Annotated in this window: 11 protein-coding genes; 4 read left to right on the plus strand and 7 right to left on the minus strand. The window is 50.1% G+C overall.

Annotation, left to right across the window (positions count from 1 at the left end; genetic code table 11):
- Window positions 1-41 precede the first annotated feature (41 nt).
- Window positions 42-2,555 carry a S8 family serine peptidase gene (locus IPL32_03205; GenBank protein ID MBK8464814.1) on the minus strand — a complete coding sequence of 838 codons (2,514 nt, stop codon included), beginning with the start codon at window positions 2,553-2,555 and terminating at the stop codon, window positions 42-44.
- Window positions 2,556-2,848: 293 nt separating this feature from the next.
- Entirely contained in the window at window positions 2,849-5,122 is a 2,274-nt protein-coding gene (locus IPL32_03210; protein ID MBK8464815.1) for a S9 family peptidase, read from the minus strand.
- Window positions 5,123-5,553: 431 nt separating this feature from the next.
- On the opposite strand from IPL32_03210, the gene IPL32_03215 reads away from it, so the two are divergent.
- Window positions 5,554-9,264, plus strand: coding sequence for a hypothetical protein (locus IPL32_03215; protein MBK8464816.1), 3,711 nt, complete (start codon window positions 5,554-5,556; stop codon window positions 9,262-9,264).
- An 84-nt stretch (window positions 9,265-9,348) separates the two neighbouring features.
- Here IPL32_03215 and IPL32_03220 read toward each other — a convergent pair whose 3' ends face one another.
- From IPL32_03220 to IPL32_03240, 5 genes are all read right to left on the minus strand, one after another.
- Window positions 9,349-10,494 (minus strand): citrate synthase, encoded by a 1,146-nt coding sequence (locus IPL32_03220; protein ID MBK8464817.1) that lies wholly within the window; start codon window positions 10,492-10,494, stop codon window positions 9,349-9,351.
- 164 nt (window positions 10,495-10,658) lie between these two features.
- A complete protein-coding gene (locus tag IPL32_03225) occupies window positions 10,659-13,643 on the minus strand; it encodes a peptidase (protein ID MBK8464818.1) in 2,985 nt (994 codons plus the stop codon).
- Between the two features lie 247 nt (window positions 13,644-13,890).
- Complete coding sequence (locus IPL32_03230) at window positions 13,891-17,325, minus strand: hypothetical protein (protein MBK8464819.1); 3,435 nt, start codon at window positions 17,323-17,325, stop codon at window positions 13,891-13,893.
- Window positions 17,326-17,701: 376 nt separating this feature from the next.
- Window positions 17,702-18,691, minus strand: coding sequence for a hypothetical protein (locus IPL32_03235; protein ID MBK8464820.1), 990 nt, complete (start codon window positions 18,689-18,691; stop codon window positions 17,702-17,704).
- A 215-nt stretch (window positions 18,692-18,906) separates the two neighbouring features.
- Window positions 18,907-21,567 carry a hypothetical protein gene (locus IPL32_03240; GenBank protein MBK8464821.1) on the minus strand — a complete coding sequence of 887 codons (2,661 nt, stop codon included), beginning with the start codon at window positions 21,565-21,567 and terminating at the stop codon, window positions 18,907-18,909.
- Between the two features lie 361 nt (window positions 21,568-21,928).
- Between IPL32_03240 and IPL32_03245 the strand changes: the two genes are divergently transcribed.
- From IPL32_03245 to IPL32_03255, 3 genes are read left to right on the plus strand one after another with little or no spacing between them, the layout of a single operon-like run.
- On the plus strand, window positions 21,929-22,798 hold the full coding sequence (locus IPL32_03245) for a hypothetical protein (protein MBK8464822.1): 870 nt from the start codon (window positions 21,929-21,931) through the stop codon (window positions 22,796-22,798).
- Between the two features lie 18 nt (window positions 22,799-22,816).
- Window positions 22,817-23,914 (plus strand): ABC transporter permease, encoded by a 1,098-nt coding sequence (locus IPL32_03250; GenBank protein MBK8464823.1) that lies wholly within the window; start codon window positions 22,817-22,819, stop codon window positions 23,912-23,914.
- Between the two features lie 56 nt (window positions 23,915-23,970).
- Window positions 23,971-24,234 carry a hypothetical protein gene (locus IPL32_03255; protein ID MBK8464824.1) on the plus strand — a complete coding sequence of 88 codons (264 nt, stop codon included), beginning with the start codon at window positions 23,971-23,973 and terminating at the stop codon, window positions 24,232-24,234.
- The last annotated feature ends 15 nt before the right edge of the window (window positions 24,235-24,249 follow it).

Below are 24,249 nucleotides of genomic sequence, written 5' to 3' on the forward strand. Positions count from 1 at the left end.
CCTTCCCTCTCAGGTCACCACCCCAAAAGGGAAACCTAAAATCAGTCACCGTTACCACTATCACCCACCAGTATTCCATCGCCGACCAATATGCCGTCGCCAACTAAAATGCCGTCGCTGACCAGAATACCGTTAGCAAAGACCGAGTAGTCAGTCATCTGTGAGCCATTACCAAATAGAAGGTTCGATCCGCCGAGCGATGTTCCGCGTGCAAGCACCTGAAACCCGTTTGGAGCAACTCCATCACCGAGTATCGATCCGTCGCCAACCAAGATGCCGTCGCCAACGAGTATCCCGTCACCGACTAGAATTCCGTCGCCAACGAGTATCCCGTCACCAACAAGTATGCCGTCGCCGACCAGAATTCCCTGTCCATAAATGCCCTGATACTTCGTGATCAGATTCGTGCCTGTCAACACTCCATAGTTCGGCAGGATGCCGCCTGACCATTGGAACCGCGTTCCTGCGATCGACGAAACATGAGTTGGGATCGTATTTGTCGTAAGCAGATTTGTGCCTAATGCCGGTGAACTGCCAAGGTCTTGACGGATCAGCTTAGCAATTCTTACTGCTCCTTCAACATTGACTTCGCCTGCTCCCTGTTCGAGTACGTTAAATCCACCGATCTGCTGAGCAGTATATTCGAGAAGCATCTTCACCATATTTGGCGTTAGCTTTGGATTGATCTGAAACAGCAGGGCCGCCGCTCCGGAGACTACCGGAGCCGACATTGAGGTTCCTGACATCTGCATTAGTGTGGTGTCATCCCCCCCATTTCCAAAAACTTTCATCTCCGGATGACTGCGAAGTATCTCGCAGTTTTTCCCGACTGCAGATACGATCTTATTACCCGGAGCGATGATATCCGGCTTCATCAGATGGTCATACTTTTTATTGCCATCCGAATCAGTGAAGTACGAACGGGTCGGCCCGCGCGAGCTGAATGACGTAACGGCATCATCGCTGCGTGAGTCCGTTTGAAATGTATTGGTAGCTCCGACTGTAATAACCGAAGGCTCATTGCCAGGCGAGTGAATCGCTCCGTACATTTTCTCACCGGCTTCATTTTTTCCGTTGTTGCCGGCCGCGGCAACAACCACAAGTCCCGCGTCAACCAGCTTGCGGGCTGCACGGCAAAGCGGATCATTTCTATACGATTCGATCGCCGGCGTTCCAAGACTCATATTAACTACTTTAATGTTTAAGGCGCTTCGGTTTGCATAGATCCAGTCAATTCCTTGTATGAGTCCTGCGGTTGTTCCCAAACCACGCTCATCGAGCACACGAACATTGATGATCTTCGTGTTTGGCGCCATATTGCGGTAAGAACCGAATTCATTGCTGCGGCCGCTACCTCCGGCAACGATACCGGCAACGTGCGATCCATGGCCGTAAGGATCATTGTTTAATTCACTTAGGCTGCCGGCGAAGTTCGCACTTTTGATAACGCGATCGTTGCCGACCGATTCCATGAACATATGGTGCTGCTCATAAACTCCTGAATCAAGAACTGCGACACCAACACCAGTGCCGTCAAGCTGGTAGGTCGTATTGATAGCAAGTCCCAACGCATTAATTATCGTATTTGTCTGCGTGCGTACCTGTGAAACGCCCGTAGTGGTCTCGATATGCCCCAGAACCTCGACCTCTTTGTCGAGCGATAGATGTTTGGCCGATTGCACACTCGCTACTTCCTCTGCAACACGAACAGGAAGGTCGATGATGAGCATATTCAGCGAGGCCGCTCTGTCGCCGATCAAGACGCCGTTGCGTTTGAGGACGGCAAGAAGCTCGGGATTGTTAATGTCATCCGACTGTAGAATGACCTTGACTGTTTTGTTTTCGCCTGCGGAAACCATCGCACGTAGATCAGGTGAAAGCTTGTCACCAACAAAACCGTCGGTGCTGTCTTTAATGATATCGATGCGTTGAAAACGTGAGTTCAAACGGCTGTCGCCGGCGATCTGCCGATCGTAGCTATTCCCGTCGGATGAACTGAGGATTTGGATCCTGCCCTGCGAAAGAGCGTTGTAGAGAATTCCCGCAACGTGCGCGCCAAGAACAGGGGTTTCGGATGAAAAACTTGCTATGTCGTCAAGATATATAACTGATTTGTCTTTCGAGGATTCTACATATTTGATAATACCGTTAATTGCGAGATCGATCTCTGCCTGACTCTTGCCGGACGAGAACAAAGTATTCCAGTTGATGCGGAACAGCTTTTTACCATTCGTATTTTCTGCCAAGCGTGCCGCTACATTTTGCAGCACCATATCGCGTGCATAGCCCTGATTATCGATCAGGACAGGATTCTTCGACGTATTAGATGTGAGTATCCGTGCGATAGCCTGCGACTCCAACAAATAGCTGTTTCCAGTATGATATCCGGCGGAAATCTCTGTTAGATAATCAGCGTACGATGACGTCATTGTTTCGACGGCCGTCGTCTTAGCCGACTCGGTCTGTACCGTTTGCTGACCGAATGCCAACGTGGGGAAAAGTAATGCCGCTGCCACGAGCGATGTCATCACTTTACTGCGTTGTTCGTTTTTCATAAATTCTCCTATGTTCAAGCGTTTTTGTCTGTGACATCCAGACGGGTTATCGCCACGTTCCTTTTGGCAATGGCTGTGCCAAACAAATAGAAACGCGTTTCAGCCTTTATTTATAGGAGGTTTGAGGGAAACGCCAGACGCCGAATGATGACGGCGTGAACGCTACTCGGTCAATCTGACCGAACTAATACGTCAAATTGATGCCAAAGATGCACGATGAAAGCACGCACATTAGTAAGGGCGGAACATTCAATATCGAATGCACCGCCCTCCTATCTATCATTAACTAATAACTATTTACTGATCCCAACCTGAGTCAGCGCATAGGCATATTCAAACGCTATCTCTTTCAATCGGTCATAGCGTCCCGACGCTCCGCCGTGGCCTGCTCCCATGTTTGTTTTGAGAAGAATTTGGCTGTCGTTGGTTTTCATTTCGCGGATCTTGGCCGCTAGTTTGGCTCCTTCCCAATACGGCACCTGGCTGTCGTTGAGCGAAACCTCGATCAGCATATTCGGATAACTTTGCGCTTTTACATTCTCATATGGCGAATACTGAATCATGTAATCCCAAGCTTTTTTGTCGTCTCGCGGGTTGCCCCATTCGATCCATTCCTCAGTCGTAAGCGGAAGGTCAGCGTCGATCATCGTGTTCATCACATCGACAAACGGAACCTGTGCGATCGCAGCGCGAAAAGTGGACGGTGACATATTCACGGCCGCACCAACTAACAAACCGCCTGCTGATCCGCCCTCAATTACGGTCCTGTCGGGTGAGGAGTATTTGTTCGCCTGAAGCCATTTTGCCGAGTCGATAAAGTCGTTAAACGAATTTAACTTCTTGAACATCCGTCCATCAAGCCGCCATTTCTCGCCAAGCTCACCGCCGCCTCGAATTTGGGCGATCGCATAGATCATTCCACGATCTACCAGGCTAAGCGTACCGACCGAAAAATACGGTGTCATCGAGAGACCGTACGAGCCATACCCATAAAGCAGCATCGGAGCCGAACCGTCAAGCTTCGTTCCCTTCCTCATCATTAAGATGACGGGAATCTTCACGCCGTCGCGAGCATCTGCCCAAACCCGTTTTGTTTCGTACTGCGTCTTGTCGTAGCCGCTCGGAATTTCCTGCTGTTTAATGAGCGTACTTTTCCGCGATGCAAAGTCGAATTCATAAGTCGAATTCGGAGTTATCATCGAGGCATAACCGTAACGAACAACCGGCGTTTCGTACTCGGGATTTGCCGTAAGATTTATAGTATAAACGCTTTCGGGTGTTTCGATCCGCTGATCGGCACGACGTGTTTTACGGTCTTTTACACGAAGATACTCGAGGCCATTCTCAACCTCGGAAACAACGGCATAGTCTTTAAAGAATGCGATTCCATCGATCTTTATTTCTGGATTGTATGGAACAAAGTCGGTCCAATTCTTCTCGCTCGGATCATTCGCAGGCGCTCGAACAACCTTAAAATTCTCGGCGTTCTTGTTTGTAGTTATGTAGAATTCACCGCTGTCAAAAGTAGCATAATATTCGTGTCCTTCACGTCGCGGACTGATCAATTTCCATGCGCCGAGCGGATCGTCCGCCGCAAGATAACGAAATTCCCGCATCGTTTTTGCACTAGAGGCAATAAACATCATCTTGCGGTCGCGCGAACGCCTGACACCGACATCGAAGAGCACATCCTTTTCCTCAAAGACCGTTTCGTTCTTGTCCGTCCCAACTGCGTGCCGCAATATCTTGTCCGAGCGCTTCGAAACCGGATCTTCCTGTCCTATAAAAAGATACTTGCCGTCATTTGACCAAACAGCCGATGTGACACGCTCGATCTTGTCCGGCAGTATCTTCCCGGTCGTGAGGTCTTTGATCTGTAAAACATATTGCCTGTAACCAGTCGTATCAGTAGAGAAAGCCAGGAATTTGCCGTCGTCACTAACGTCAAATTCACTGATATTAAAATACTCAGATCCTTTTGCCATCTCGTTTTGATCAAGCAACACTTCCGCATTTTTTCCGTCCTTAGACCTGCTGCGAAGATAGGTCGAATACTGCTTACCCTTTTCCGTTTTGGTGAAATACCAATACTCACCCAATTTATAAGGCACGCTAGTATCGTCTTCCTTTATACGCCCGAGCATTTCCTTATAAAGCGTATCAACGAACGGCTGGTGCTTGCCCATGAACGACTCGGTATATTTATTGTTTTCTTCAAGATACGACTTGATCGCGGGACCGAGCTTACTCTTGTCGCCGCGGAGCCAGGCGTAATTATCCGTGATCTCATAACCATGGATCTTTAGAATTTTGGGTTCCTTCTTAGCAATAGGTGGTTTCATATCTGTCTGAGCAACGATAACAAAGCGGCCGATCACAATAATGATAAATAGCGGGGCAAGACTTAACAATCTTTTGACCATTCCAAACTCCTTGTTGTTTACGATAATTATTTTACAGTAGATGCCGATGCTAATACGAACTGTTGCACCGCGCGGTTTCGCATCCGCCAAAAACGTAACATCCGTGTGCCCAGCTGTCCCACTGTCCCACTGTTTTTTTTTCACCCGAGTTGCCGTTCCGCCGTTTCAGAGCGTTCCACTGTCAAATGGAACGCGCAAACTATTGTATTTATTGCAGTTGCATTGATTTTTGGCCTATATTCCACGTTTTTTGAAAAAATATGACGTCACCTTACAAAATGTGTAACTGGTTGCAAATATTACTGTTACAGTCAGAACAAATTTCAAACAATCTAATCTTCGCTGAAACGATATTTCGATTCAAACCCGTAAGCCCCGATCTCCGACTCATTAATTGAATGCTAAACAATGCATGTAAGTCGCACCGCTCTTACGCCAATATTGCGTCTAAAGTTTAACATCTTATCCATGAAACGTCTGCCTTGGTGAATTCAAGTTGCAATTGCAAATTTCAGTTCTGCACTTTGTCCGACTTGGCCGTTTTTTTACGCATTCATCTCTAAGAGGAAAAATCGATGCATCCGTTTACCCTATATTCGCGCCCAATCAAAGCTTCTGCTCTTTTCGCCCTAATTTTGTTGGGCTTTGTCATGATATCCCTGTCGCGGCCATCAAATCTTGTCGCGGCCAGTGGAAGCACTTCTGAAATTACACATTCTGCGGAAGACACGACCAACCCCAAACGGCCGGATAGCCAATTTGATATTGTCGGGCCCGCAGGAAGCGTAAAATTTGGCTTCGAAGTAATTTCGTTGCCGAACGGCAATATTATTGTGACCGATCCGGAATGGAATCCTGGCGGAGCAACCTTTACAGGAGCCGTTTACCTTTACAACGGTGCTACCGGTGCGTTGATCAGCGTTCTTACAGGCTCTGCTCAGGGAGATGGCATTGGAGCCAGCGGTAGTGTCACGGTGCTTCCAAACGGAAATTTTGTTGTCCGCAGCCCGTTATGGAACAACGGCGCGGTTGCCAATGTTGGAGCCGTAACCTGGTGCAGCGGCATTACGGGCTGTCCGGCAACAATCTCTCCGGCAAATTCTCTGGTGGGATCAATAGCAGAAGATCAGATAGGCAATATTTCGTCGGGTCAAATCAGGGTGTTGCCCAATGGAAACTATGTTGTTGGAAGTCCGCTTTGGGACAACGGAGGCATCCTGAATGCCGGTGCATCAACTTTCTGCAGCGGCTCAGGCGGCACCATTGGTGCGGTTTCCCCCGCAAACTCTCTGGTTGGATCGTTTGTAAATGATGCGGTCGGCAACGTCGCCACCGTTTTGCTGGAAAATGGCAATTATCTCGCCCGTAGTCGCAATTTCGGCGGAATAGTAGATGCCGGAGCAATTACATGGTGCAACGGCTCTCTGGGATGTACCGGCACGATCTCCGCCGCGAATTCTCTTGTCGGTTCGACCTCGCTTGATATACCTAGCGGAGGTTTCGTACAGACCCTTGCCAACGGCAACTACGTTGTCATAAGCCCATTGTGGGATAACGGCGCTACTATCAACGCTGGAGCCGTAACCTTTGGAAACGGATCGACCGGTGTTTCAGGCGTCATCTCTGCGGCAAATTCACTTGTCGGATCAACAGCAAATGACAAGGTTGGCGGAACCACGGTCAGCGGATTTGACACGATAGCATTTTCTATTCTTGCGAACGGCAATTACGTTGTTGGAAGCCCTTTCTGGAACAACGGTGCATTAGCAGACTCGGGAGCCTCAACGTGGTGCAGTGGCACTACGGGTTGTGCCGGCGCAGTCTCGCCTGCAAATTCGCTGGTAGGCCTGACGGCGGGCGATCAGATCGGCCGGTACGCGATCGCTCTCACAAACGGTAATTATGTCGTCGCAAGTCAATTCTGGGACAATGGCCTGGTTGCCGATGTGGGTGCCGCTACCTTTGCAAACGGCACTACCGGCATTACCGGCCCGGTAACCACCTCAAACTCACTGGTTGGAACAATGCCTAATGACCAGCTCAGCGGCGTCAGCAACAATACAGGTGTAAGGGCGTTGACGAACGGTAACTTCGTTGTTTACAGCCCGCTCTGGGACAATGCTGCAACCGCGGATGCCGGTGCCGCAACTTTTGGTAATGGAACGACCGGAATAACAGGAACCGTTTCACCGGCAAATTCTGTCGTGGGTTCGACTGCAGGAGATCAGGTAGGACAAAACATCACTGATTCTATTCTGACAAATGGCAGTTATATTATTTCGGCACCGCTATGGGATAACGGAGCAGTAGCAGATGTCGGAGCAGTTCGTTGGTGCAGCGGATCAGGCGGATGTGTAGGAACGATCTCAGCAGGCAACTCTCTGGTTGGCTCGACTACTGGAGACAAGATCGGCAACGCGTTTACATCACGGCTTACGAACGGGAATTACATAGTTCGCAGCCCCGAATGGGACAACGGAGCAATATCGAATGCCGGAGCGGTGACATTCGGAAACGGAACAACCGGAACCGTCGGAACAGTTTCCCCGGCAAACTCACTTGTCGGTTCGAGTTCAAACGATTTATCCACACTCAGTTCGCTGACACCACTTACTACAGGCAATTATGTGATCGCCTGTCCGACCTGTGACATTGGCGGAATAGTCAACGCAGGTGCAGTTATTTTGGGAAACGGCACGAGCGGCGTTTCAGGAACCATCTCGGGCGCAAATTCGCTCATTGGTTCTCAAAGCAATGACCAGGTCGGCGGCGACGCGGTCGGAGGAGGCAGGGTTACTCAACTTTCTAACGGCAACTTCGTTGTGTATAGCTCCAGTTGGTCAGCCTTACGAGGGGCTGCTACGTTTGGCAGCGGCACTGCTGGGGTAATTGGCGCTGTTTCATCGACAAACTCACTTATCGGCTCTGTGGGCAATAGTATCGGTGCCGGCAACAACACCATCAGGGCACTGACAAACGGCGGCTATACGATTTACTCAACAGGTTATGATAACGGGCCAATTCAAAACGCGGGGGCCGTAACTCTTGCGGGTAACGCCGGTATTAGCGGTGAGATCTCATCAGGCAACAGTGTTCTTGGCATGGTTGCGAACGGCACTGCTGCCACTCTGCGTATTGCGTACGATTACACGAACAACCAGCTCATCGTTGGCCGTCTCGCCGAGAATATTGTGTCGCTGTTCCGGCCCGAAGGCGGCAGCACTCCAACCGCAACTCCTACTAACACAGCAACAGCGACGAGTACATCAACTCCAACCAATACGCCGACTGGTGTGGGAACGCCGTCGATCAGCGGAACGGTGACCTATGGAAATGCGATCGGAGCGCCGACGTCGCGGTTTGTTTCAAATGTAACGATCACGGGAACAGGCTCGCCGAATGTCATGACGACGACAGCGGCTCCGGGTGCCACGGCAGGACAATATACACTGACGGGTTTTGGTGCGGGTTCTTACACCCTGACGCCGACAAAGACCGGCGGCGTGAACAGCATCACTTCATTTGATGCTGCGAAGATCTCTCAGCATGTCGCCGGGCCGCCGAATCCGTTGTTGACAGGAAATCAGTTGATCGTGGCAGATGTCAGCGGCAACACTTCGGTCACTTCGTTCGATGCGGCGATGATCGCAAAGTTCGCTGCCGGCCCGCCATACATCGCTCCTGGCATCGGTTCGACATCGACGTGGAGATTCCTTCCGGTAAACCGTATATACGCATCGGTCACAGAAAATCTAGCGGGAGAAGACTTCTCAGCATTGCTGATGGGTGAGGTTTCGGGCAATTGGACAAACTCAGGGGCAAGGCCGACTCGAACTGTGGACAGTGAACAGTGGTCAGCGGACCATGGAAATGACTACGGAACGGCGAAACCGATCGAGGTCACGGCTCACCATGTAACGTCGACGACCGACAAAGAGATAGTTGTTCCCGTGACCGTCGATGGCATTGATGACAAAGGCATTATCGCGTATGAATTCGATCTTCGATACGATCCCTCGGTGATGCAGCCGGTTGATGAAGTTGTGGACATGAAAAACTCGATCAGCCGAGGGCTTTCGGTCGTGACAAATCCTTACGAGCCAGGTTTATTGCGAGTCGTTGTTTACGGAGCTTATCCGATTGATGCGGATGGCTTGTTGTTGAATCTGAGGTTCACTGCTGTTGGGCCGGTTGGTTCGGTTTCACCTCTGACTTTCGAGCGAATAATGTTCAACGAAGGCGAATCGCGAGTGAGCGTAACTAACGGAAAGGTCGAGCTATTCTAATTGAGCATTGAAATGTAGTAGGGCGGAACATTCTGTGTTGAATGTTCCGCCCTACTGACGTGCGCGCTTTGCACACTTTTTTCCTTATCGCTCGCTGATCGGTGCGTAATTCAGGTCGCGGGCTCCGATGTATTCGGCACGCGGGCGGATCAGTTTGTTGTGGCCGTATTGTTCGAGGATGTGGCCGGTCCAGCCTGAAATACGGCTGACGGCGAAGATCGGTGTATAAAGATCGAGCGGGATGTCCATCAGGTAATAGGTCGAAGCCGAGTAAAAATCGACGTTTGGGAACATTCCCTTCTTTTCGTGCATCAACTGCTCGATACGACGCGACATCTCGAACCACTTCGTAACGCCTTTCTTTTCAGCCATGTGCTGTGAGTATTTACGCAGCCAAGTCGCACGCGGGTCTTCGGTTTTATAAACGGCGTGGCCGATGCCCATGATCTTGCGTTTTTCTTCGAGAGCTTTCTCGACCCATGCATCGATCTTATCCGGCTCGCCGATCTCTATGAGCATTTTCATCACGTTGGTATTCGCACCGCCGTGAAGCGGCCCGGCAAGAGCCGCGATGCCGGCCGTGACGCAGCCGTACATGTCGGCAAGCGTTCCCGCGACGACTCGTGTCGTAAATGTAGAGGCGTTCAACTCGTGATCGGCGTGCAGTATCAGACATACATCGAAAATATGAGCTTCATCAGCATCAGCACGCTCGCCGCGAAGCATATAAAGGAAATTCTCTGCAATATTCAGAGAATGATCGGGAGCAACGACTTCCTTGCCGTTGCGGATGCGATCCCAAGCCGCAGATAGAGTTCCGATCTGTCCTGTAAGCTTGACGGCGGCTTTCATTGCGTGTTCGCGATCGGTTCCGTGTCCGTCCTTGTCATAAAAATCAAGCGACGAGACGCTTGTGCGGAGCACATCCATCGGATCGGCATCCTTTGGGAATTGCTTCATCGCCGCAATAACTTCGGCGGGAACCTCGTAGTTCGCCCGAATGTCAGCATTTAGAGCGGCAAGCTCATCTGCCTTTGGCAAACGGCCGTTCCAGAGTAGAAAAATAACTTCCTCAAACGTCGAATGCTCGGCGAGATCGTGAATGTTATAGCCCTGATAAATTAAGATACCGTCGTCGCCGTTAACGTCGCCGATCGAGCTTTGTGCCGCCACAACTCCGCGAAGTCCCGCTGCCGCTGCTCCCGCCGTTGATTCTGTTCCTGTACTCATTTTAATACTCTCTTTTAAATAAAATAGTGATTAACGCAAACTTTCATTTTATAAGAAGCGCCCTGTTTACAGCAAGTTTGCTCAAGCAGAAGCCCGCACGTAAGGAAGGGCGGAACACTCAACTCGAATGTTCCGCCCTTGCTGTAGTCGCACAAAGCCCTAACTTACGGACAATTTGCACCTCTTAGGACGAGGTTTGCCGCCGTTACTGTTCCAGTATCGGCTGCTGCTCCATCTCGGATCGAAAGCGTCCACGTTCCATTGATCTGAGCACTTGTAAGACCTGCAAACGCAGCAGTCAGATTGGTGACAGGTGCCGGATTTGTTTGGCCTGCGCCTCCTGCTCCGGTTGTCCGATAGTTACCAACACCAATATTGGCGTTCGCTCCAAGACCTGAGGCTATCGTCCAAATATTCGTTCCCGTCGCAGCATCGGTAAAGTTATACGCTCCGCTGAAATTGGAACTGTCTCCGTAACTGCCTGCAGTAGTAACCCCTATACGGCTTGCAGTAACAAAACTGACCAATCCGCTCGGAGACCTGAGGATCATATCCACATCGCCCACATAGCTGTGCGTCAAAGTCACACTTGTCGATACTGATGTGAGCGGTCCGGTGATTCCCGAAACAACAAAGCTAATAACGCGGGCCGCTCCATAAACTGGCGGTGTGCCCGAACCGCCGTCAGGAATTGCACCTGTACCGGTTCCTGTGACCGTCACGTTCGCCGCCGGTGTACAAGCTGCTGTTGGCGTAGCGGTCGGCGTATTTGTTGCCGTATTGGTCGCCGTTGACATTACAGTCGCCGTTGCCGTTGGCGTATTTGTCGGTGTGAATGTGGACGTTGCAGTTGCCGTTGCGGTAGCTGTGTTAGTCGCGGTACTTGTCGCCGTAGCCGTTGGAGTATCGGTCGCTGTTCCAGTCGGCGTTGATGTAGCCGTCTCGGTCGGAGTTGACGTATTCGTCGCGGTTGCAGTCGCAGTAAATGTAGCCGTTGCAGTCGGCGTATTAGCTGGCGTCGGAGTGTTCGTTGCCGTATTGGTCGGCGTACTGGTTGCTGTGTTCGTCGGAGTATTTGTCGGCGTAAACGTCGGCGTATTTGTCGGAGTCGCCGCTGCGCCGGTTACCGTAAAGTTGGTGTTTGAAATATCAAAGAAGATATTCCCAACCGCCTCAACTTTTATTCTTGCCGTCGTTGTTGTTCCAACGGGTATCGTTACCGCTTGCGAACCGTCGTTGGCCGTGCTTGAGGCAAGAACAGTCGGAAATGTCTGTCCGCCGTCCGTTGACATCGATATTTTGACATTCGCGCAGCTAACAGGTGCAGCGGTCGTATTATTTACATTCCATGTAACGGTTTGTGAAGATCCGCCCGCCCAGGAAACATTCGTATTCGGCGAAGTCACCTGAAACGGTCCCGAAGTGTTGCTCACCGTGACGACCATATCGTCAAATTGCGTCTGGCCGATAGTCGAAGCCGGAACATAAGGGCGGTTGTCTCTTACGGTCAGACGGAAATTGAGTGTTCTTGATACAGAGCTAAGAGCTTCAACATTACATATCGCATCGCCGCCCAATGTGGGCGTAACGTTCAGACCGGCAAGGATAGTTGAAAGCCTCGGGAAATTTCTCGTCGGCGAGGACGTCGAGCCGAATGATATCCAGTTTGGGCCGGTTGCTTTCGTGATCGACGCAACGCTGGCGTTTCCTGTTGTTGTGGTGTTGTTGTTCTGCTCCCAGTTATAAGTTAGCGGGTCGCCTTGCGGATCGGTTGCCGACCCGGTAAGGGCAAACGCGGTCGAAATGGGAATCGTGTAATCGCTGCCTGCGGAAACGGTCGGCGGACTATTTGCCGTCATGTTTGTTGTAACAGGACAGGTTTTTGTCGCCAAATTAGCCTGAATCTGTGCGATCGAAGCCTGATGAAAAATGTCTATCGAGTGTGGTGCCGCATCCTGATTAGTGATGCCCGCGTAACCCATTACAGTTATGCCGGAACCGACTTCTTTACTCGTACCAAACCCTTCATTTGAAAATGAAAATGTGTGATTCGCTCCCAATTGATGCCCGACTTCGTGAGCCACATAATCGATATCAAAATTGTCTCCCTGCGGAATACCGTCGGCTGGCGACGTGATGCCCGAACCTTTAGCGAGCGAAGTCGACGTAGCAGGATTGGTACATACACACCCGATGCAGCCTGCGTTTCCGCCGCCTCCCGAAGCTCCGAACATATGGCCGATGTCGTAATTGGCACTGCCTATAACGTTGGTTAACGTCTGCTGCAATTGCAGATTCCACTGACTCAAAGTGGTCGAGTACGGATCGCTCGAAGGCGTGTAATAAATAACAGAAGTCGTGTTTGAAATAAGATTCAAGTGCAATCCAAGATCTCTTTCATAAACGCCGTTTGAGCGAGTCAGCGTAGCGTTAAATGCAGCCAGGACCAAACCTACTTGAGCGGAACTTGTTGCTCCAAAATAATTTGAATATTCAGCGTTGCAGGACTGAGCCAAACGCATTGTCTTTACTTGTCCGGCTGAGCTTTCGGGCAGATTCATCGTCTGAACTTCCATATCAAGTCCGGCGGCAAGGCTCCTGTCAACCGTCGTACAAGACCACGGCATTTCGCCTTTTTCTCGACGCGAACGAAATACTGCATATACTGTGCGGTCAGCAGAATACGGCTCGATGTATTCGTTATCGCGGTCCGTTCGGAAAATCATCGTCTGAACGCCCTGCGGAGAAAGACTCAATTTCAATGTCGCATACTCATCCGTAAGCCCGCGGCCGGAATAGGCGCGGATGTCAGGAAATCTTGCCTGAAGATCGGGCTCGAAATTTGATGCCTCAAAAACTTCGAACCATTCTAGCTGGCCGTCGGCATTTGGCAATGAAATTATCGTCGAATTGCTAACAGCATCATTCGCAGTAATCGACATTAACTGCTGCCTGAGCGGTTCGATATTCAAACTAAATAACCTAAACTCCGCAGGAAAAGACTGTCTAGTCACACCTTTTTCTTTGACAAAACTATCCTGGTTTTCATAATTGGCAGTCCAAACGATCTGCTGGGCATGCGCGCTAAAACCCGCACCGCCCAACACGACTATCGCCAACAAAAACTTGCAAGCTGTATTCGCAGTCATAAACGATTATTCTCCTAAAATCTGTCGGTCATGAACGGTGTTTGTTCACCGGTCCTGAAACGATTGTGGAACCTGTTCGATCAAACCTGAACAGACAATATTGTAAAGGGTAAAAACTCTCACGCGAATAATATCACCAACCGTCCTAAAATACCATCTTTAAATGAACGGAATGCGACTGTAGAAATAAGAAAAAGGCGGCCCGAAGACCGCCCGTACAAAATACCTGCTATTTAAATCAAAGGGGTCATGGACACGACGCTCCTTTCAATACAAGATTTGCGGCTGACACTGTTCCCGTATCATACGCCGCTCCGTCGCGGATCGTTAGCGTCCACATTCCATTTATTTGGGCAGTAGTTAGTGCTGCAAATGCAGCGGTCAAATTGGTGAACGGAGCCGGGTTTGACTGTCCGGTTGCACCGGCAGCGGTGGTTCGATAATTGTTCGGCGTTATCGTGCCAAAAGCACCGAGGCCGGTTGCGACTGTCCAAATATTTGTTCCTGTCGCCGAATCGGTAAAATTGTAAACGCCGCAATAGTCGGAGCTGTCTCCAAACCCACCGGCAGTCGTGACGCCAATGCGGCTTGCGAGCACAAAGCTTTTAACTCCGCCCGGCGAGGTCAAAACCATATCTAAATCACCCGCATACCGATGCAGCAAGTTGAGGTTCGCCGACACCGCACTCACTGGGCCTCTCATTCCTGACACCGCAAAGTTCACAATCCGCGGCGCACCATACTGCGGCGGTGTGCCCGACAAACCATCGGCAATAGTCCCCAGATTTGTCCCAGCAAAAGTCTTTGTCACCACAGGTGTGCATGACGGACTAGCCGTACTCGTCGGCGTTGCCGAAGGTGCGTTGGTAGGCGTGTAGGTCGGCGCCGATGTTGGAGTGCTTGTCGGAGTCTTCGTCGGCGTATAAGTCGGCGTCGATGTTGCCGTTGCGGTCGGTGTTGCAGTTGCACAACCGCCTAAACCATTTAGCTTAAATGGCACATCCTGCACTGCGTTCGCTGTACCGTTATCAAGTAACGGAGCCCAAGTGGTAGAAAATTGTAATCCGTTCGATCCGGGCTTCTTCACCTGTCCTGGAAGAGTAACTTGTGGAACAAACGGTCCAACAGAGCCTGTCCCGCCGAGTTGGAAGTCTATCCAATAGTTGCCTGCCGGAAGTGTCGTACCGATATTTGCAACAACAGCCATAATGGGCCTCGTATTTCCTGTCGGAGCGGTATCGGTTGCACGGTAGATGCCGGTAAACGATGTCGATGCAAATCGATTGGTCGTCATATTGCCCCAAACCAAAACGCTGCCCGCAGCATTTGGCGCTCCGCGCCATATCTGAACGCGGGCAAGGTTAAATGTGCTTGTCGTTGTCGAACCTGTCTGATAGCCGTAGAGCGTTAAAGTATTGATAGTCCAGCCACTTGCAGGAACCGTAAAGTCGTCCGCAATGCGATTAGTCGTCGTCGATGCGGCGCTAAATCCAAATACATTTAATCCGAGACTTGTCTGCAAAGCGCTCAGCGGAGCTCCGCCGACGCCGCCTGTCGGATTGGTGACCATCGGCCCGTTATCATAAAGCTGTCCCGAAACACACGTCGGACTCGGCGACGCAATGGCCGTGGGCGTATTTGTCGGAGTGCTTGTCGATGTTCTTGTCGGTGTGAAAGTCGGAGTATTTGTCGGAGTACTCGTCGCAGTTCTCGTTGGTGTAAATGTTGGTGTAAATGTCGGGGTGCTCGTCGCAGTATTTGTCGGCGTAAACACAGGTGTATTCGTCGCCGTGCTTGTTGCTGTATTAGTCGCTGTTGTCGTCGGAGTATTGGTTGGTGTGTCCGTCGGTGTATTGGTTGGAGTATCGGTCGGAGCGATCGTTGGCGTTGCAGTCGGAGTGTTAGCTCCAAACGGACATCCCATACCGCTGGAATAGTTCACAATTCCGTTGAAAACTCTCGGACTGAAATTATTTGAGAACGGATAAGAGATGCCTGCACCTTCCTTGATCTGGATGTTACCGTCGCTGACATAAACATTGCCGACACCTGTTCCCGGCGTGTAAGCTAACGATCCCTGGCCTGTCGTATAAGTGATGTAAAAGGAGTAAATTTGTCCGGCATTCATCGTAATGCCGACCGGAATTGGAATCTGTGTCGGAGTTCCGGCTCCGTTCGTAACAATTCCGTTGTAAGTTCCGAGCAAGGTCCACGCACCGGCATTATTCTCAAAACCAACATGCGTGCCGACCTTGTAATAGATCGCGAGCGGTTCGTTATTTAACAGATTCTCTGAAAACGAATCGATTATCACCGGATTCATCGCCGTGACGTCAAACATATTTCCGTTGTTGCTTGCACCGCCGGCAAATGTTGTCGTTGCGGAACCTGGCAGACACGTTGGATCGACCGGCGTCATCGTCGCTGTCGCTGTTGGAGTTGCGGTACTTGTCGGCGTTGACGTAAACGTGCTTGTCGGCGTCGGAGCCGGACAGTCGCCGCCGTCCGTATAACGAACTACACCATTAAATACCCTCGGGCTAAAGTTACCCGAAAACGGATACGATATTCCTGCGCCTTCTTTGACCTGAATATTAGCGTCGCTCACGAACACGTTGCCCACGACTGTTCCTGGCGTGTACGCCAACGAGCCTTGGCTGGTCGTGTATGTAATATAAAAAGCGTAAGTCTGCCCTGCCGGGATCGTAACATTTACAGGGATCGGCACTGCCGTTCCAACACCCGCGCCATTTGCGACAATTCCGCTATAAGTTCCGGCCAAAGTCCAAGCGCCCGCATTATTCTCAAAACCTACATGAGTGCCCGGCTTGTAATAGATCGCAAGCGGCTCATTATTTAGCAGGTGTTCGTCAAACGAATCGATTCTCACTGCATTGATCGCCGTGATGTCGAACATATTTCCATTGTTCGCCGAGCCGTCTGCGAAAGTCGTCGTCACAGAATTTGGCAGACACGAAGCCGGCGGAGGCGTTCCGGTCGAAGTTGCCGTAGCTGTTGCTGTCTCGGTACTAGTCGGTGTAGATGTGAATGTGCTGGTAGGCGTCACTGCCGGGCAGTCGTCGCCGACTGAATAATGCACGTTCCCGTTAAACACTCTTGGAGAAAAGCTGTTTAGAAAAGGGTAGGCCTTGCCCGTTCCTTCCTTGATCTGAATGTTGGCATCGCTGGCAAAGACGTTACCTACGGCGGTTCCGTTGGTGTAAAATAATCTCGCTTGATCCATCGGATCGACAAATGTGATGTAAAACGCATAGGTCTGGCCGGCAGGGATTGTCACATTTATCGGAAGCGGAATAGCCGTTGCAACACCGGGGCCATTACTTGCCACACCGGTTGCGGTCCCGACAAGCGTCCAGTCACCCGGCGTCTGTTCAGAACCAACGTGAGTTCCGGCCTTATAATAAATGGCGATATCACCGCTCTGTAGGAGATGTTCGTCAAACGAGTTGATCACGACAGTACTTATTGCGGTAATGTCGAACATATTGCCCGCCTGCTCATTGCCGCCTGCAAAGGTGGTTCCCAGATTCTCCGGCAAACACGTCTGCGCGAAGCTAGCCGTCGAGCCTAAACATGCGAAAACAAAAAGCATCATCAGCGTTCTGCCGCTGGCAAAAAACTTAGAAACAAACAAAGGTCGGGTAAGTGTTAGAGTGGTCATATGTTCGATAATAATTTCGTAATATTGCGGCAAATGGTAAACAACCACCGCCAAGACTAAAAACGCTCGGTCAATGTTTATTGAGGGATCTTTCCCTGAGACTCGATCAATACGACAGGGTAAGATGGCGAATAGCTCTAAATTTCCAGAGGAACACAAAACAAAACTAGCATATTGCAGCAAGTTTTTTTCTACAAAAACTTTTGGACATGCTGAACGACCCAAAAGGAAAAGGCCGGAGCTTTTTGGGCTTCGGCCTGGGTTTCTGAGGATCACTGTTGGATGCAGAGGGTTCTTAAAGGGGTTATCGTTCTTCTGGCGGGGGATCTTGTTTTGGATCGGGAATGTTCTTAATTTCCCTATCGCGCTTCAATATTTATCTGATCTGAGTTTCGTATGCTGTTTTGATACGGAGCTGCTGATTGCGATTGAGCCGTATGTGCTTGCCGCGTTTGACCACGACGGCCCCAACGCCAAACGCCGCACCGACTCCGGCACCAACGGCTGCTCCAACCGGGCCGCCGGCGAATGCTCCGATGATCATTCCTGCTCCTGCCGGAGCACCGATCTTGATCGCGTTCTGTTTGTATGAGTTTTGACCGATCGCCGTGCCTTCCACATCGACTCGTTTGACGTTGTCGCCTTTGACCGCATATACCTCAGTCAGCACTCCGCTGAAATTACTCCAGCGACTGTCGCTCAAAACTATCCGGTCGAATGATAGAGATAATTCAGAAGGCTTTTTGATGCGGCCCGGCTTTGTGATCTTAGCGACGCGGCCTTCGATGATTGCACCCGCAATCTCTGAGGGAGCAGTTACCTTGGCCTTAAAAGGTGAACCTTCTTTGGTCTCCTGCGTATTCAGATCGTCCTGAAGTTCAACAATGATCTCAGTGTCACGCGGGATTATGATAATGGCATTGTTCGAGGTTTGTGCGATTGAGATGTTAGTGCTTTCAACCGGAGTTGTAGATTGGTCCGTAGTCGGTTGAGGGGCCGTGACGGAAATAACTCCGCGTCGTGCAAGATCGGCCGGGATATTAGCCTCAAAGGAACGCTTTTCAAAACCTGTATCGTAGCCGACTTCAAAGCCTTGCTGATAGCCGTCGCGATAATCAGCGATCGAGCCGTAATCATTGGCGTATGCCCTGTCAGCCTTCGAATACTCGGCGTGACGCGAATAGTCCTTAGCAAGGCTGTCCACTATATCTTTGTAACCGGCCATAAAACCGTCGGAATATCCGGTGCGGTAGCCGCGTTGCAAAGCGACACCGTCTTGTGCCTGAGCAGCAGCGATTGCGGGAAGAATCAAAATACTTAAGAAAGTGCTTAAAACTGCGGCGGAGATATTTCTACTGAACTTCATTTTGTACTCCTCTAAATTGCTACTGGAATTGCTAAGAAAACTAGCGACTGCATATGGTTATACACTAAAGCCTAATAACATACAAGAGCTTTTTTGCTTTTTTTGAAATATTTTTTTGAGGACAAATTTAATCGAGCGCTTAAGCATTGATACAAAAAATGCGATGGCGCGGATTTTGGCCGCGTCATCGCAAAATCGATCTACTTAAGAGGTGTCTAGAAACTACGCCGGAAAAGATATGATGCCCGGATGAACAACGTTCGTTCGTTCCTGGCCATTCCGGCTTCTCCCTGATTTGTGAATGGGTTAAAGCCATTGTAGTTGAAACTATCATTATATCCGGCGTAAAAGGCGGTACCCGGATTCGGGCTCCATCCGAAGAGAAACTGTCCGTTCGCGTTCGAGGTCAAGGTGTCGTAATCCCATCGCGCCCGAAGGTACATAAATCTCGTAAATGAATACGTTGACCGAAGCGAGAAGATATTTGTGTCAAATGCAATACGTCCTGTGTCATCCCGCTTTAACTTGCTCTTTGTATAGTCAAGCGATAGGCGAAAAGGATCGATGGGTTTGTATTCAAACCCTGCGTTCACATCAAACTGCCTGCCCGTGCCCGGATCAAGAGCAGGCGGCGGTGCAAAATTAGGATACGGATTAGTATTTGGGTTAGCCTGATACAAATATAATCTGCGAATGTAATCGAGATATTCCGGGCTGTTGAGATAGTCTTGAAACGCCGCGCTGGCACGAGGGTAACGGTGACCTGCTCCGAAATCGTAATCAAAGGCATTGAAGATCATTCCCGTAAACCCATATACAAAGAGCTGTTTATTGACACTCTTGTTCAGGTTTATGCTGTAGTAAAACTGCCGCGCCGAACGCGTTGGAGCTCCAAAAAATCCGCCGGCTTGACCTGTTAAAGGATTTCGCTTCGGGCCAAATTCCTCTTCGTAATCTTTTTCATGTCCGGTGCCCGCTTCGGCATTGATAAACATATTCCCCTGCATCTGCATATTAATGCCGGTGCCGAGAAGGCTGTCCTGACCGCGCCCTTTCCAATCGAATATATAACGCGCAAATTGCCGCCAGTCGAAACGAATGAGCTTTGAATCAGGTTTCGATTTTGTACTCAGGCGATTGGAAAAGAAGACCGTGTTCGAATCGACACGCCGCGTAAATCCCGAATCCGCACGATAGTCCTTTGTGCGCCCCGAAACCTCGGCGTACCATCCGTGTGTGTCTGCCGTGTAGTCGAGATTCCAAAAATAGCCAAATCCGTTACCCACACGATAGTCAACCTGATCGCGGATCGGATCATAAAACCGCTTTTTCGAATATGTTTCAAGTGCCTGAAACGTCATTGCGGTTTTTGGGTTGAATTTGATCTTACCGTCGAAACCCGCGACAAAATTGCGATTCTTTGGGAACGTTCGGGCTGTGGCAAAAAATCCGATGTTATTTTCGCTAGCAAAATCGCGCTTTACCCTTAGCACACCGAAGAGGGCATTCTTATCAAGAAATGGTTCGATGCCCGAACATTGTCTCGGCGGGCGACCGTTCGCAATGTCATATGCCCGGCCCTCTTGACAGACCAAAAGCTCGCCGCGTTCGTCTTCCGAGTAATTTCCGGGAGCGTTATCTGATGCGGCGAGAAGCCCAAATGTATTTTTACCTTTCTTACCAGTAAGCTTCACGGCAAAGTCGGGATCGACTATCGTGCGCGAATAAAACGGCTGTAGCGGCGACTCAAAAATATCCTTGCCTTCGAGAAAGAATGGGCGTTTCTCCTGAAAAAAGATCGGAAAACGCTGATTTGCAGCAACAACCGGCGCATCTGCCTCGATCTCAGCATAGTCAGGATTGATCGCGGCATCGAGCGTCACGTTTGGTGACATCGTGTATTTCAGATTAAGGCCGATGTCCTTTTTTACAGAATCATTTGTAAATTTTCCGGGGTCTTGAAGCCCAATGGGATTAAAGATCGGATCGAACACACCAAACTGCTCAAAGCCGGCATTCGGTATCGTTCGTTTGCGCAATCCCGTTTGGGAAACCGTAATGCTTGGTACTATCTCAAGCGTCTTTTCATATTTGATCTGATCGAGGCCGGTAATCTTGCCGTGTTTTATCAAAAAGCCTGAAATATCGCGGTCGTCCGGAAGCCACTGGTCAAATTCACCGTTGAACCGCTGAATGCTTCGGGCTGCATTAAAGCCCCAGTGCTTTCCCTCTCCCGCGGCGTAACGCAAAGATCTAAATGGAATTTTTACCTCAACGGACCAGCCCCAATCTTCGATCACGCCTTTTGATTCCATCACAATGTCAACCGAGAAATCAGCTCCCCTTCCTTCGGTATAGATACCGTCCTGCTGGATACCTAACGCATTGAACCAAAGAACATAAGCGCGGCGGCGGTCATCGTATGTATCGAGCCATATTCTGACATTGTCTTCGCCGCCCAAATTGTCGCGTTTCGCGACCGTCGCACGGATCTTGTCGCGTTCGTCCCAGCATTTGAAGGCTACGAAGAGACTCTTCTCGTCATACATTATGTAAACTTCGGTAGGTTTCGATGGTGCAGTGTTATAGCCCGGGCCGGTTTGATAAAAATCCTTAAAAACAGCGGCTGTTCTCCAACCCTCATCGTCAACCCTACCGTCGATCACAGGTTCCCTAGAGATATGCGGGATCGTGACTGGCCTGGATTTTTCAGATGGTATCGCCACCTTCCCCTCGGATCTCGTCGGTTCGCTCCTGTTGCCCGAACCTGCACTTACCGAAGTTGAACCGGCAGGAGCAGACGATGTGACGGCTTGTTGGGCGACGCATCCATACACAAAAATCAATACCGCGAGCATGGAAGCTATCTTATTCATAACGCACCTAAAAATCAGGCAATCTATTTATCTATGGACAAAGGCCACTGACTAAAACGGCATTCTAGTCAGAAAGTTTCAATAATTTGAGTACCGAGTGGAAGCCTAGGTTGCCAAAGCCAAAAATAAATATACACCCCGACAATCAAGCATGTTTTTTTTTCGTGTTTATGCTCATGGATGTCAGAACCGGATGCTGTAGCGACTGGATTCCTTGCAGAAGCCCGGACGTCTTCGATCCCTGACTTAAAACTTATCGCAAGAGAGTGCCGTCGGTGCGTGAACGGGCATTTCCGATGAGCGTATGTTAGTATCAATATTTTCGTTTTCCCCTTGGAAAGCGAGGGTAAGAATGCGCGAGATGGCAGACAGAGAAATATTACCGCCGACACCCGCCGCCGAAGACATACATCATTCGATCGCGGGTGCTGACGACATAGAAGAAGTTTGGGAAAAAGACTATTCAGTCGGCGACGTTTTCCGAAATCTCGTTCACCATCCTGCTCAGTTGATCACCCGATGGAATTGGAAATCCGTCGTCCTGGCCGTAATCATGCGCGGGCTGATCTATCTTACGATTTACCTCATCAGCGGAGAAAATTGGGCCGTGACGCTCACTGCAGTCTTGGTAGAAATGCCGTTCCGCCTTCTCACGACGGGCTTTGCCGGAGCACTCGTCCAATCATTCAGAAAAGCAAAACCGATCTGGCTCGCAAATATGATCGTGTCGATCATGCTGCCCGCTTTTAGCCACACTGTAGAATTTACGGTGCATTACGGACAGGAAAAATACTTTTCCGACGTTTTAGCCGCCACAAAAGACGGTGTCGCCCGCCAGCGAACGTTTGCAATTTCTGTTATATTTTCAGTGGTCTCCGTCCTTTTTAATTTATATGCAATGCGCAACGGCGCTTTGCTAGTCGGTGCAGGCGAAGCCACTAAGTCGCTAAAAGACGACTTCAAACAGATGCCGCGACTCGTCGGCGAATTCATCGTTGCACTTCCGTTGCTGATTTTGCGATTTGCCGAAAACGGCAAGCTGCATTATGCTCTCGGAGTTTTTGCGGCCTTTGGGATCTTGGTCGGAACGATACTCGGTGCGGCACGCGGCAAATGGCAATGGGCCTGGACATCAGCCCTGGGCGCCTGGGGAATTCTTTTGTTCGCGCTCATACTTACGCTGATCGGCAGGCCCTTTTTCAGGCGAAAAGCTCAAACAAAAGAAAGCTGATCTGATCCGCCAATTTCAATGCTCGAATTAATTTTTGCGAGTCTAAGAGTCCGTCCATTTCGCACGCTCATCAGCGTGATCGGGGTGGCTCTTGGTGTTGTGCTTGTGATCTTATTTACAGGCCTCGCTCGCGGCATGACCAATGACCTCGCCAAACGCGCTGCCAATTGGAAAGCTGAGATCGTTTTCACGCGGCCAGGCGGCATGGACACGATGAGTTCCAATGCAGCGGTCAATCTCGCATACGCTAAAAAATTGCTTGAGATCGATGGCGTTGCAGCAACAGTTCCGGTGATCCGTTACGTCTCGCCCGATACTAGAGGCAAATGGGGAATAAAGCAGGTTGACGGCGTTGATTGGCAACCCTTTGCCGAAATGAACGATATGCAGCTCGTCGAAGGCCGTGCCGCAACCGCAGCTGACGAGATCATCATGGATCAGCGAGAGATCCAAGACGCAAATCTCAAACTCGGCGACACATACGAACTCTTTGGCGGCAAGCAGTACAAGATCGTTGGTGTTTTTGCTCCGCCTTCCGGAGCGAGAACAAAAATGTCGCTCACCGCGATGCAGGAAGCATTGCAAACCGACAAATGCACGTACATTCTCGTAAAGATCAAAAATGGCGCTGACGCCGCCGCAGTAGCTGCGAAAATAAACGAAGTTCTGCCCGGCAACAAGATCAATCTCACAAGCGACCTCATTATCGATGCCCAGGAGCGAATTCCGGGCTTGAATACATTTCTTCGCGTCCTTGTTGTATTAGGCGCATTCGTTAGTGTGATCTTCGTTCTGCTTTCGATGTACACGACCATCACCGAGCGGCGAAAAGAGATCGGCATCCTCAAATCTCTCGGAGCGTCAAGATCTTTCATTATCAGCTCGATCGAGGGCGAAGCGTTTTTCATCGGCCTGCTTGGCGTCTTGCTGGGGTTTGTTGTCGCTTTCGCTTCTTCGTATGTGATCGGCCGTCAATTTTCACTCGCTTTTGAATTCAGTCCGGGCTGGATGTTGACCGCTGTCGCCATCGCTATCGGCGGAAGCCTTTTCGGGGCACTCTATCCGGCATGGCGCGCCGCCGGCATCGATCCTGTTGAGGTCATGGTCAACGAATAACGTGATGGCACTATTTGCTTTCAGAATAGGACAAATTGTTGTATTTTATTAGAATTATGAAATTCGTCTACGAACACCTTCACCAGATCATCGCCAGCATTGGATATATTCTTGACATCATCGGAGCGATACTTATTTGGCGATTCGGACTTCCTGAATTCATCAACCGAGGCGGCCACAGGCAAATGTTTTTTGTTGGCGATGACTTTGATGTTGATAATCAGATGCTTGCACAGTCCTATGATCGCTGGAGCACATTAGGACTCTGCCTTCTCGTTATCGGTTTTCTTCTCGAGATTACCAGCACATGGATGCACTAAAAACTGTGGTCAATA

The organism is Chloracidobacterium sp. (genome assembly GCA_016711345.1).
GTDB lineage: Bacteria > Acidobacteriota > Blastocatellia > Pyrinomonadales > Pyrinomonadaceae > OLB17.